The 12,644-nt window shown below is 41.6% G+C and carries 14 protein-coding genes and 1 riboswitch; of the genes, 13 read left to right on the top strand and 1 reads right to left on the bottom strand.

The window, feature by feature from the left end; all coding sequences use genetic code 11:
• Positions 1 to 16 precede the first annotated feature (16 nt).
• Positions 17 to 676, bottom strand: a complete 660-nt coding sequence (locus M8E35_RS09845) for a response regulator transcription factor (protein ID WP_252468689.1) — start codon at positions 674 to 676, stop codon at positions 17 to 19.
• A 232-nt stretch (positions 677 to 908) separates the two neighbouring features.
• Positions 909 to 1,056, top strand: a riboswitch (FMN riboswitch).
• Between the two features lie 117 nt (positions 1,057 to 1,173).
• On the opposite strand from M8E35_RS09845, the gene ribB reads away from it, so the two are divergent.
• The 13 genes from ribB (at position 1,174) to M8E35_RS09780 (ending at position 12,608) form a co-directional block, all read left to right on the top strand.
• A complete protein-coding gene (gene ribB / locus M8E35_RS09840) occupies positions 1,174 to 1,833 on the top strand; it encodes a 3,4-dihydroxy-2-butanone-4-phosphate synthase (RefSeq protein WP_252468687.1) in 660 nt (219 codons plus the stop codon).
• A 254-nt stretch (positions 1,834 to 2,087) separates the two neighbouring features.
• Positions 2,088 to 2,792, top strand: a complete 705-nt coding sequence (locus M8E35_RS09835) for a GntR family transcriptional regulator (RefSeq protein ID WP_252468685.1) — start codon at positions 2,088 to 2,090, stop codon at positions 2,790 to 2,792.
• Between the two features lie 633 nt (positions 2,793 to 3,425).
• The gene (gene phnG, locus M8E35_RS09830; RefSeq protein WP_252468683.1) at positions 3,426 to 3,848 is read left to right on the top strand and encodes a phosphonate C-P lyase system protein PhnG; all 423 of its coding nucleotides are present in this window, start codon (positions 3,426 to 3,428) and stop codon (positions 3,846 to 3,848) included.
• Positions 3,849 to 3,886: 38 nt separating this feature from the next.
• Positions 3,887 to 4,489, top strand: coding sequence for a phosphonate C-P lyase system protein PhnH (gene phnH / locus M8E35_RS09825; RefSeq protein ID WP_252468681.1), 603 nt, complete (start codon positions 3,887 to 3,889; stop codon positions 4,487 to 4,489).
• Positions 4,490 to 5,584, top strand: a complete 1,095-nt coding sequence (locus M8E35_RS09820; protein ID WP_252468680.1) for a carbon-phosphorus lyase complex subunit PhnI — start codon at positions 4,490 to 4,492, stop codon at positions 5,582 to 5,584.
• Positions 5,585 to 5,621: 37 nt separating this feature from the next.
• The gene (locus tag M8E35_RS09815) at positions 5,622 to 6,491 is read left to right on the top strand and encodes an alpha-D-ribose 1-methylphosphonate 5-phosphate C-P-lyase PhnJ (protein ID WP_252468679.1); all 870 of its coding nucleotides are present in this window, start codon (positions 5,622 to 5,624) and stop codon (positions 6,489 to 6,491) included.
• Positions 6,478 to 7,323, top strand: coding sequence for an ATP-binding cassette domain-containing protein (locus tag M8E35_RS09810; protein ID WP_252468678.1), 846 nt, complete (start codon positions 6,478 to 6,480; stop codon positions 7,321 to 7,323). The genes M8E35_RS09815 and M8E35_RS09810 overlap by 14 nt, the downstream gene beginning before the upstream one ends.
• A 127-nt stretch (positions 7,324 to 7,450) precedes the next feature.
• Positions 7,451 to 8,077 carry a DapH/DapD/GlmU-related protein gene (locus M8E35_RS09805; RefSeq protein WP_252468677.1) on the top strand — a complete coding sequence of 209 codons (627 nt, stop codon included), beginning with the start codon at positions 7,451 to 7,453 and terminating at the stop codon, positions 8,075 to 8,077.
• On the top strand, positions 8,078 to 8,785 hold the full coding sequence (locus tag M8E35_RS09800; protein WP_252468676.1) for a phosphonate C-P lyase system protein PhnL: 708 nt from the start codon (positions 8,078 to 8,080) through the stop codon (positions 8,783 to 8,785).
• Positions 8,786 to 8,928: 143 nt separating this feature from the next.
• A complete protein-coding gene (locus M8E35_RS09795) occupies positions 8,929 to 9,978 on the top strand; it encodes a PhnD/SsuA/transferrin family substrate-binding protein (RefSeq protein WP_252468675.1) in 1,050 nt (349 codons plus the stop codon).
• A 152-nt stretch (positions 9,979 to 10,130) separates the two neighbouring features.
• On the top strand, positions 10,131 to 10,916 hold the full coding sequence (gene phnC, locus M8E35_RS09790) for a phosphonate ABC transporter ATP-binding protein (protein WP_252468674.1): 786 nt from the start codon (positions 10,131 to 10,133) through the stop codon (positions 10,914 to 10,916).
• The gene (locus tag M8E35_RS09785) at positions 10,906 to 11,691 is read left to right on the top strand and encodes a PhnE/PtxC family ABC transporter permease (protein ID WP_252468672.1); all 786 of its coding nucleotides are present in this window, start codon (positions 10,906 to 10,908) and stop codon (positions 11,689 to 11,691) included. Before phnC ends, M8E35_RS09785 begins: the two co-directional genes overlap by 11 nt.
• Positions 11,691 to 12,608, top strand: coding sequence for a PhnE/PtxC family ABC transporter permease (locus M8E35_RS09780; RefSeq protein ID WP_252468830.1), 918 nt, complete (start codon positions 11,691 to 11,693; stop codon positions 12,606 to 12,608). The genes M8E35_RS09785 and M8E35_RS09780 overlap by 1 nt, the downstream gene beginning before the upstream one ends.
• The last annotated feature ends 36 nt before the right edge of the window (positions 12,609 to 12,644 follow it).

The raw sequence follows: 12,644 nt of genomic DNA, 5'->3' as shown, positions 1-12,644 counted from the left end.
AGCAGAAGGACACAATTTATATCAAATGGTTTTTTATAGCAAATACAGCGAGTTGAGTTCTGTCTTTAAGTTGAAGCTTTGAGATGATTGTAGTTATGGTGTTTTTAACGGTGCCTCCAGCGATAAACATGGAGGCACTAATTTCCTTGTTGTCTTTACCTTCTACAATCATCCGAATAACTTCCATTTCTCTATCTGTTATCATGACATCGATAGCATTTATGGTAACTTTGTTAGTTTGAATTTTTACTTTCTCTTTGGGGAACCTATTAAATGATTCAGGCCTAAAAACGTCTTTATGCATGATCTGCAAACCATGGAATGTACTTTTTATCGCAAGCATTAATTCTTCTGTACCAACATTTTTCAAAATATAGCCGTTGGCTCCATTGTTTATTGCCTCAGAAACATCTGATTCATCATCAGAAGCTGTAACTATAAGAACTTTGATTTGTGGATAATTAGACTTAATTAACTTGGTAGCCTCAGTCCCACTGCACAAAGGCATCGAAATATCCATTAGCACCACATCAGGATTAAATTCGCCGCATAATTCATAAGCCTCTCTGCCATTCGCAGCACAAGCAACAACCTTCATATCCCCATTGTTTTCTATGATAGTTTTAAAGCTTTCTCGTAAGAGCTTTTGATCATCTGCTATTAGAACCTTTAACATAAAAATACCTCTTTTATGAATAAAATAATTAACATATCTTATCATTATACCATAAAAATTAATAACCTAACTTGAGAGAGGTATATACTTTTGATATGTACAGATCAAGAGCTCTTTGAGAAATGATAGTTAGAAAAGGAATTATAGACAAAATAAATAAAGTAACCCTGTTAAAATTTGGATAAAAATGGCTAGACAAACGATTGAGTAAGAGTATACTAAATGTTAAGTGACTTATTCTCAGGGCGGGGTTAGAGTCCCCACCGGCGGTATCCTAGTTATACTAGGGAGCCCGCGAGCGCCTTTCTTTTGTAGAAGGGGTCAGCAGAACTGGTGCAAGGCCAGTGCCGACGGTATAGTCCGGATGAAAGAGGATAAGGTAGTCTGCATAATCTAATTCACCTCTGTAAATTAAGGTGGAGCTTTTTGGTTTTTGCTTGCTGTCTGTCTATGCCCTGATTCGAGTAAGTCGACTATAACATAGGAGGCGTATTAACTTGAATCAGACTTTATTAACACGTTTTGGAAATTCAGTTGAAAGAGTAGAGAAAGCGCTCGACGCATTACGGAGAGGCCAGGGCGTCTTGGTTACTGATGACGAACAAAGGGAAAACGAAGGAGATATTTTCTTTGCGGCGGAGTCCTTGACTAATGATCAAATGGCCATGTTAATTCGAGAAGGCAGTGGCATTGTCTGTTTGTGCCTGCCAGAGGAAAAGATCCTAAACTTAGGTTTACCGATGATGGTAGAAAATAACACGAGCAGTTTTCAAACTCCATTTACGGTATCCATTGAAGCTGCAAGCGGGGTCACGACGGGTGTGTCAGCTGCTGACCGTGTCACGACCGTGAAAGCAGCGATTGCCGATCAAGCGTGTCCAGATGATCTCCGCCGCCCGGGACATATGTTTCCGTTAAGAGCCAAGCCCTTAGGTGTACTGGAACGTGCTGGGCATACAGAAGCGAATGTCGATTTAATGTGGCTTGCCGGGCTAAAACCTTATGGTGTATTGTGTGAACTGACAAATCCGGATGGCACTATGGCGCGTCTGCCTGAAATCATAGCCTTTGCCGAGAAACACGAAATGCCCGTGGTTACGGTCGATGATATAATAAATTATCGCAAAGCGAGAGAACAGAGCTGTAAGTTAAATTAGATAATCTGCGGTAAAGATCTGAGAAGATAGATCATAGAAACTAAAATTACTCAGCTTGTTTCAAGCTGAGTAATTTTTTTCTTGAGTAACAGCCCAGCACTGCCAGTCTCCAGAGACAATCAAAGTTAGGTTCAGTTTCTATCAATTTGGAAGTTGAGCCTTACCAGCCTGTTTCCGTGTAACATTTGTTAAAAGACCCTGACTTACAAATTGAAAGTAATTTAGTATAATAGGTTTGAAAGTGGGTGTATGACATGTCAAATGAAATGGAAATAGTGGATAAGATAGTTTACTTGATTGTCTCAGGCAAATACATCGCCCATGATAAACTGCCATCGGAAAATAAAATTGCAGACCAATTCAAGGTACCAAGAATTTCAGCCCGGAAGGCGTATGAAAGACTCGAAGAATTGGGATATATCTATAAAAAGCAGGGGAAAGGAAGCTATGTCAAAGACAGATCTAAACAGATTGAGCTTGTCCTTTCGGGTGATGTGAGTTTCAGCCAGAAAATGATCGAGAAAGGGTACGATTTCCATTCGGAAACGATCTTTTGCAGGGAGATTAAATACAATAAGCGAATTTATGACTATTTAGAAACTGATGAAAGCGACAGGGTTTTCAAAGTGGGAAGATTGAGGTATATTGATCAACAGCCTATCGCCCTTCATATTTCCTATGTTGCCAAATCAGTATTTACGGATATCGATACTGTGGGTATGGAGATTACATCTATGTTTAAATATTACAATAGCAAAGGATATACTGAATATTACTCAAAGCCCAGCATCTTAAGTATTTCGTTTCCCACGGAGTCCCAAAGGAAACTGTTAAACTGCACTTACTTGATACCACTTTTGGTCATAGAATCGGGTTGCACAGATAAGAAGACTGGCACTGTATTGGAATACATAAAGATTCTGTATAGAAGTGATTGTTTTTCCTATGTTATACCATAGGTCGATAGCTTCCAGAATATGTTTCGACCACGTCGAAGTTCATCTTTAAATTCCTCTCAAGACATAGCCGTATGCTTTTAAGCATACGGCTAATTTTTTTTGTACTAGTCAGAGAGTATAACTCTCGTTACATATTTTCTGGAAGGTCCCTTCTCGCCATCCATGGCTACAGGGACACTCGGCCATCCGTGGCCAGCGCATCAGTGCAACTAATGGCTGCCGCCTGCGCCTGAAGGCTTGGCACCAGCCAAGTTTTCTAACTAGACTTGTCATCCAGGACGTTCTTTTAAACTCAATCATCTCTGTTATGTGTGGGTTTGGGGTTAGGGTTGGTTGCATAAGGGCAACTATGCCTGCCTCGTGCGCACCTATTGCACTGGAAAACCTAGTTTTTAATAACCTGTTAATACTAACACTGTTCACGAAACCAACAAACAAAAACGAAAGATGCTTTACAAAGATTTAACGAGGTACTTACAAAGTTTTAACATCGGCCAACTTGGCAACAAGTTATGATAATTACATAGTAGTTGAACTTATCCAGGAAAATATTCGATATTCGATATTCGAACCACGAACTGCGAACTACGATTGGTGGTACTTAGGAAAACACTTGCAAAGGAAGGCTGATTAATGATTAGAAAAAGAAGAACCAGGATATTAATCAAGGGTTCATCAGATGTTCCTGCAAAATTAGCCCAAGAGATACAAGACAGTTATGAGGTTAAGAAAATTGAGGAAAGCAATAATGGTCTAGTTATGATCAAGGCTAGGGAAAAAGCAAAACAGAGCCTGTTTTACCTGGGTGAAGTATTGGTTACAGAGTGCAAGGTCATGATTAACGGATTTTTAGGAATCGGCATGGTCCAGGGGCATCAACCAGAGCTGGCCCACAACCTGGCAGTTATTGATGCAGCGTATAATGCGAGTTTAGCTGAGACAGACGCTTGGAAAAAAGTATTGTTGATTGAGGAGAATCGCATCAATAAGGAAAATCAAACTTTTATGAATAAGGTCTTAAAGACGAAAGTGAACTTTGACACAATGAATGTTTAGCTTTAGGCAACGAATTTAATGTGGAAAGGAAATCGCCGATGAAACTGGATTTGGTGCATGACCTGCAAGAAGCTTACCGCAAGACGCTTGATTCAATGTCCAGGCCGGGTTTGATTAGCAATATTCAAGATCAGGCCAGCAAGGTTGCCTTGGAGATCAGCAATTTCAACCCTCCTGCTCCCTTAGTAATGGTACTAATGTTGTTTGATACAGAAGTGAAGTTTAAAGTATGCTCCAAACGTGAGGCTGAAATAGCTGAACTGATAAATCAGTTAACCTATGCCAAAGCAACAGAAATAGAGAATGCGGATTTTATTTTAGTCTTAAATGATGCGGATCCGGAGGAATTTGAGCAGGTTATCAACTCTGCTTGCCCAGGAGATTTGCATGACCCCCACAAAGCGGCAACAATTATCATCGAGGCTGATTCGGTGAGTAATGACAGAGATTTAACCCTAATTGGTCCAGGAATAGAAATAGAAAGTTTTATCTCAGTGAGAACAAGCCACAACTGGGTTGATTTACGAGCTGATAAAAACTCAGAGTATCCCTTAGGAATTGATCTTATCTTTACAGATAGGAACGCTAATATTTTATGTCTTCCGCGAACAACTCAAATATGGCAAGAGGTGGCTGGATAAATGGGTTATGTTGCAGTCAAAGGCGGAATTCAAGCTATCGAAGAATCAATTAAACGCCTGAAGTATGAGCGGCTTAAAAAAGGTACCGTCCTGAAGTTTCAGGAAATTGAAGGCGGAATGCGCTGTCTGATCGACCAAGTAATGTCGGAAAGCAGCCTCTACAGTGAAACTCTGGCAGCCATGGCCATTAAACAGGCCGAAGGAAGCCCTGAAGAAGCTGTATTTTTATTGAGAGCCTATCGTTCAACTTTACCCCGAAAACATTATTCCCGAACAGTTCAGTCAGAGGAGATGTCGGTGGAAAGAAGAATCTCATCGAGCTTTAAGGAAGTTCCCGGAGGACAGATTTTGGGGGCTGCTAATGATTACACTCATCGGTTAATTGATTTTGACTTGAATGAGGAAACCGATGACGAAGCCATCGCATGGGTGCGTGAGTATGCCTTGGAAAGCGGAGTTGACAATGATCAGACCGATTTGTCCGATCTGCCCAAGACCCTGGATTATTTACGGGAGGAAGGGCTGATCCCCACTTGCGAAATTAATAATAACGAGCCAGATGATGTTACTAAAGAAAGTCTGCATTTTCCAACCAGCCGCAGTCAACGGTTGCAGATCTTGACCAGGGGGCAGACAGGAGCAGTTACTTCCTTAGGATATGCAGCCTTGCGCAGTTATGGGGCGTTGCATCCGACAGTGGGGGAATTGAGAATAGGCAAGCTGCCGATCTATGTAAATAGTCCGTTCCATGATCAGAAAGAAGACGAGGATGCTTATTATATCGGAGAAATCAAAGTCACTGAAGTTGAGACTTTGTTTCCCGCAGAAGTCCAAAAGGGAAAAGGAGAAAAAGAGATTGAATTCGAGATTGGCTATGGTATTTGTTATGGACAAAATGAAACTAAAGCAATTGCTATGAGTATTTTAGACCGTTGTTTGGAAACGGGTAATCCAGAGTATCCGCCCCATAATGAAGAGTTTGTCCTGTTGCATATTGATTCTGTTGAATCCACAGGGTTCATTTCACATCTCAAATTACCTCACTATGTGACATTCCAGTCTAAGCTGGACAGTGTACGCAAGTCAAAAAAGTAAGGAATGCCAACAGTGAAAACCTTGAGGAGATGAAGATATGAGAATCGAGTACAATTTTGCCTTTTTCGATGAGGGGTCTAAACGAGAGATTAGAAGAGCAACCTTGAAAGCAGTTGCTATTCCGGGGTACCAGGTACCGTTCGCTTCCAGAGAAATGCCGATTGCCAGGGGGTGGGGAACAGGGGGGCTCCAGCTAACCCTCTCTCTAGTTGGGAAGAAAGACATTTTGAAAGTAATTGACCAAGGCTCAGATGAGTCAGTGAATGCCGTCAATATTAAAAAACTTATCACTAAAACTACGGGTATCAAAGTAACGGACGAAGCGAGCGAAGCAACCATTATTCAATCGAGACACAGAATTCCGGAAATACCCCTTCAATCAGGTCAAATCCTGGTTCTTCAAGTGCCTTTGCCAGAACCCCTGAGATATTATGAGCCGAGTGAATTGGAAACCAAAAAACTTCATGCGGAACAGGAGTACAGCGGTGCTTGGCTCATGCTATTTGAGCAAATTATGAATTACGGAACTATGTCAACAGGGGCAGATCATCCAGCTATGGTTCATGACAGGTATGTTATGGCCCCCAGCCCTATCCCGAGATTTGATAATCCTAAGTTGAATCATTCGAAAGCGTTGATTCTGCTGGGTGCAGGTCGTGAAAAGAAGGTCTATGCAGTGCCTCCGTATACCCGAGTTGAATCCCTCGCCTTTGAAGACTTTTCTTTTGAAGTCGAAAGTTTTAAAAATAAATACTGTGGAATATGCGGCGCCAAGGGGGTATTTTTGGATGAAATGCTGGATGATTTAACGGGTGAAACCTTTTATCAATGTAATGATACCAGCTATTGTTTGCAAAGATTAAATCAAGAATCAGCAGGACGAGGGATTTATAATGACAGAGTTTGAACAGCCTGTTTTGTCCGTAAGCAACCTTAATAAACAATTTGGCAAGGGGTGTCCGAGCTGCAAAGATTTAAATGAGGACAGCTTGAAGAAGAATTATTGTCCTGTCTGCGGTACGGTCTATGCCTGCCATGATATCACCTTCGAGGTGTATGCCGGGGAAATCTTGGGCGTAGTCGGGGAAAGCGGCAGCGGAAAATCAACCTTGATGCAGTGTCTCTATTTTGATCAAGAGGTAAGCAGCGGAGAAGCCTATATCAGTTCCTACAAGGATGGAAAAACGGATGTATTTGCAGAATCGTCCCAACAGAAACGATACATTAGAAACCATATAATGGGAAAAGTTTATCAGAATCCCCTTTTGGGTTTAAGAATAAACTTTACATCCATTGGCAATATCGCTGAAAAATTGATTGCGGCTGGAAACAGACATGTCGGCAAGATGGAAGCCCGGGGGAAAGAATTGTTGGAGCACGTAAACATACCAATATATCGCATAAAAGAAGCGCCTAAGAACTTCTCCGGGGGAATGCAGCAGAGGGTGCAAATTGCCAAAGCGTTATCTAACAATCCACCCCTTCTCTTACTTGATGAAGTTACCACAGGGCTGGACTTGTCTGTTCAAGCCAGTGTGCTTGACTTAATCAAGACCATCCAAAGGGAGCTACAGATCACTGTGGTCATTGTATCTCATGACCTAGGTGTTATTAGAATGCTGGCGGATCGAACCATGGTTATGTTGGATGGAAGAATTATTGAACAGGGTTTGACAGATCAGATTCTTGAAGATCCCCAGCATGGCTATACTCAGCACTTAGTACAGTCCCTGTTGTAGGAAGCCTATGGACGGTAAAGGTGATTATCATACAGGCGATTGGTAAGTTCTACTGAACTGCTATGGACGTTGGAGCCCATCTGAAGTGTCATCTTTATACTGATTAAGTGCGAAAAGGAGCGTGGAAATGAGTAAAAAGCTGGGAATAGAACCACTTATTAATGAGAACTGTCAAGTGTCCAATGCTGAGTTAGGTAAATATGCAGAGATCGGGATTTATAATGTTCTTGAAAATGTTAAGTTAAATGACTTTTCCTATACAGGTCGTTTTTGTACATTGCAAAATGTTGATGTGGGCAAGTTTTCCAACATTGCGGACATGGTGCGGATTGGTCCAGTCTTTCATCCTCTAGAAAGGCCTTCCTTGCACCACTTCACTTATCGGCGGATGAAGTATGACTTGGCTGAATTGGACGATGAATCGTTTTTCCAGTGGCGAATGGAGCAAAAAATTAAGATCGGCCATGATACTTGGATTGGACATGGGGCGATTATCATGCCCGGTGTAACGATTGGCAACGGGGCAGTAGTGGGCAGTGGCGCGCTCGTGACTAAAGATGTTGCCCCCTATCGGGTAGTGGCAGGAGTGCCTGCCAAACCTATTAAGCAACGATTTACTGAGGATTGCGTCCGAAAGCTTGAAGAAATCAAGTGGTGGGATTGGTCGTATGAAATTATTAAAGAAAGGCTGGATGATTTTTGCCTGCCCATTAAGGAATTCACAGATAAGTATTTTAATGCGGGGGGTGATTGAATGGAAAAGATACTGGCAATTGAGCATTTATCCAAAACGTTTGTTATCCATAATTTGAACAAGCAGATTGAGGCATTGCACGATGTTTGTATTGATTTAAAAGAGGGCGAATTTGTCGGTATCACTGGGAAAAGCGGCAGTGGAAAATCAACGGTATTTAAGTGTATTTATCGTACGTACGCGCCACAGCAAGGGTGTATATGGTATCACTCCAAAAAGTTTGGACTTATTAACTTGGCAGAATTATCGGAGCGGCAGATGATTTATCTAAGGAAATATGAGATCGGCTACGTATCGCAATTCTTAAACATTATGCCTAGGACAACCGCGAGGGAACTTGTGAAACAAGCGGTTTTGGAGATGGGGTATGAGGAAGAACGGGCAGAATTGGAAGCAGTTAAGATGTTAGAACATTTTGAGTTGGATCAAGAATTATGGGATTGTTATCCCGGTACCTTCTCTGGAGGGGAAAAGCTGCGTTTGAATATTGCCAGAGCGATGGTAAAGCGTCCAAAGTTGTTACTGCTGGATGAACCAACTGCCAGTTTGGATCCTGCCTCCAAATTGAAAGTAAGAGAACTTATCGAGCAATTGAAAAGAGAAGGCACTACTATGATCGGGATATTCCATGATATTGAATTCATGGAAAACCTCTGTACGCGAGAATACACAATGCGTGATGGGAAACTGGCTGATCTTGAACTTTAACTTAAATCTTACAGTTTCATAATGGGGGCTTAACTATGGTCAGGTAAAATTAAAGAGTAGTTAGAGAAATGGTTAATTCAAGGTATCGGATTAGGAAACTTGCTTCGGTAGGTTTCAACTCCGAAAATGAGAGGAGAATAAACGTGAAAAAAGTTACATTACTTGCACTTGTTATCATCTTAATTTTGTCTCTTATAACAGGGTGTGGATCTGCAAATTCTTCGTCGAATTCCGGTACGGATGTCAAAGACCCCGAAGTCATCACCTTTGCCTGGTTACCGAATAATGCTTCCGATGATTTCAAAGATGCTCGGGCTGAAATCTGCAAGGTCATTGAAAAGGCCACTGGTATAAAAGTGGTAGACAAATTAACGACAGATTACGCTATTACCGTTGAAGCCCTGGCCAGTGGCAATGCCCAACTTGCCTTTGTTGGCGGGGAATCTTATGTGGAAGCTCACAAAAAGAATCCTAAGGTTCTTCCCCTCGTGGTCAACAGCGGAGACTCAGGAACCTTGAAAGATGCCATGTATTATAGTCGGTTACTCGTTAAAAAAGGCAATGAAGATCAATATAAATCCGGCTCAGACTATGTCATTGATAACATAGCAGGGAAAAAGTTCTCTTTCGTATCAACAAGTTCAACCTCTGGATTTAAGGTGCCTTCAGCAGGAATCGTTTCCTATTTCTCCAAGCAAGACAAATGGAAGGACCTGAAGGCAGAAGATCTGCTGCAAGGGGGCAGTGATAAATTTTTCAGTCAAGTGATTTTTGGGGGTTCTCACCAGCTTTCTTTGGTGAACTTGCTCACGGATAAATCGGATGTCTCAGCCGTCGATGATTTTGATGTAGTCAACTATGTGGATCTCACTTCAGGAACAGACAATACTCCGGGAGCTGTCTACACGGTCAAGAAGGACGCTGTTGATCCGTTCAGCAAACTGGCTGGTACGCAATTCGTAGTCATCAAATCCACCCCAGTCATTAATGCACCAATCGCTGTCAATACCGGAGCTTTAAGCCAGAAAACTATTGACGCAATCACTCAAGCGCTTACCTCCGATGAGGTTACCAAGAATGAAAAGATTTTCTTACCAAAGGATTCTAAATATAAAGGGATGTTTAAAGCACCGCAGCGTTTTCTTACCACTGAAGATGGTTGGTATAACCCGATTAGAGAACTGAGTAAATAACCAATAGGATCCGAGAGACTATTTTAGGATAGGTTTATAATAGTAGAACGAGTTCACTGGAGGGGATTGAAAACAACCATAACCATGATGAGATAATGGCAAGGTTGTTTTGACCCTCTCTTTTAATTTAATAAGAGAAAGGAAGTGTAGTATTGGCGTTATTAGAATTAAAAAATGTCACAAAAAACTATAACAATGAATGTTGTGCTTTAGATAATGTTAGTTTCTCTGTCGATAAAGGCGAGTTTGTTTCTATCATTGGTCCTTCTGGAGCAGGTAAGTCGACACTTCTGCGCTGTATTAACAGGATGGTTGAAGCAAGCAGCGGAGAAATCTCTGTTGACGGCGTAATTTCTTCAAGTTTGAGCAAGAAAAAGTTAAGAAAGCTAAGAACAAAGATCGGTATGATCTTTCAGCATTATAATCTGGTTGACCGCTTGACAGTTATCGAGAACGTCCTTCACGGCAGGCTTGGCTATAAATCGACCCTGGCGGGGGTCTTAGGCAGATACAACCAAGAGGAAAAAAGCCAGGCTTACCGAATTATTGAGATTTTGGGCCTGAATGAGCAAATATATAAGAGGTGTGACCAGTTAAGCGGCGGCCAAAAACAACGGGTTGGCATTGCTAGAGCATTGGTGCAAAATCCAAAAATAATTTTATGCGATGAGCCGATTGCTTCGTTGGATCCCAATGCTTCGAAAATAATTATGGATCACTTAAGAAATATTTCTAAGGAGATGGGGATAACAATCATTGTCAATTTGCACCAAGTTGAAGTAGCCCTGAAGTATTCGGATCGAATTATCGGTGTTAACAGGGGGAAAGTTGTGTTTGACGGAGCACCATGTGATCTAACAACTCGACAGATTCGGGATATTTATGGTTCAGAGTCCGAAGATTTGATTTTCGAACTAGGAGAAAGACATGCGGGATGATATTTTTACTAAACGAAGAAATGGCAATCTTGTATTCTTTTTAGCATTATTGATTCTTTCAGTTGGTTCGATTATTATCACTGAATATGATGTGATAAAAGGCTTTACCAGCATCACCAAGGCAGTAATCTGGGGAGGAAGCAATTTCTATCCTGATGCCGAGTCATTAAGGATACTGCCCGAGATATTTCCCAAATTGCAGGAAACAGTGTTGATGTCCATTGCGGCAACAACTGTAGCAGCAGTTCTTGCCTTAGTCTTATCCTTGGCAGGCTCCCAGACGACAAGAATTAACCGTATATTTAGTATTGTAAGTAGGGGAATAGCCTCTCTCTTTCGGAATATACCCATTGTTGCTTGGGCTATGGTTTTGATGATTTCGTTTAGCCAAAGCCCACTGACGGGTTACCTCGCCATATTTTTTGGTTCTCTAGGGTTTCTGACACGTGCCTTTATGGAAACGATTGATGAAGTGGGAAATAACTCGATTGAAGCTTTGCAAGCGACTGGGGCCAGTTATTTTCATATAATTTTTCAGGCAGTACTGCCAGCCAGCATGCCGCAAATGATCAGTTGGTTATTGTACATGATTGAAACCAATATCCGTGACGCTACCCTGGTTGGAGTTCTAACCGGAACGGGTATCGGGTTCTCCTTTGATTTGTATTACAAAAGGTTTGATTACCATGCAGCCAGCCTAGTTGTGTTATTGATCGTGATTACCGTTATTGTCATTGAACTTGTATCAAATAATGTCAGGAGGGTGATTTTGTGATGCAATTTAAAGAATTAATCGTTCAAGAAACAAATAACATTTGTGAGCAATTAAGCAGTTATGAAGATAGACATACCTCCTTTAAAGAATTGTTCCTAACTAAAGATACTATAAACTTTGGCCCAATCAAACTCCTGGATAGGGCGTCTATCGCCATGCGGACAGTAATACTGTTTTTAACAGTATTGACTATCTATTTTTTCTCAACGCTTGATTATCAGAGTATTGATGTTCTCAAGGGTTTTACCGATACCTTCGTCAATTTTAAGACGATGCTTCTGAACCCCTATGCTCAGCGTTTTACTTTAGGAGAAGCTTTCTACAATGTTGTGGTGACTTTAGGGCTGGCCTTCTTAACAACCTTGATCGGTGGAATTGTCGCTTTGTTATTGGGACTGCTGGCCGCCCAGAATTTGGCTCCCAAGCAAGTTACCAATCTTATTAAAGGCTTTGTCGCTATCATCCGAGCAGTGCCAACAATTTTATGGGTTTTGATTTTTGCAGTGGCTGCCGGGCTGGGCAGTGCTGCCGCGATTATCGGCATGAGCTTTCATTCAATCAGCTATTTAACGAAGGCTTATTCCGAGTCGTTTGAAGACTTGGACAGAAGTGTTATCGAAGCGCTGATGGCCAGCGGTGCCAACTGGTGGCAGATTGTTTTTCAGGCGGTTATCCCTTCTTCAGTTACCTATTTGCTTTCTTGGACTTTTTTGAGATTTGAAATCAATTTTGCTAATGCCGTTGCCATGGGTGCGGCAGCCGGAGCAGGGGGAATTGGCTTTGATCTGTTCATGGCCGGCGGTTTTTATTTCGATCTGAGGGAAGTCGGTTTTATCACCTATCTCATTATAGCCATTGCGATTGTTCTTGAGGTGTTTTCTACGAATATTAAGGGGAAGCTGCAAAAAAGTATTTAATCTAATCTTCATCTTTAGTGAACGAGTTCACTAGCA

This window comes from Desulfosporosinus nitroreducens (assembly GCF_023897015.1).
Classification (GTDB): domain Bacteria; phylum Bacillota; class Desulfitobacteriia; order Desulfitobacteriales; family Desulfitobacteriaceae; genus Desulfosporosinus; species Desulfosporosinus nitroreducens.
Note: the sequence above shows the minus strand (reverse complement) of the source record. Positions and strands in the feature narration are given on the sequence as shown.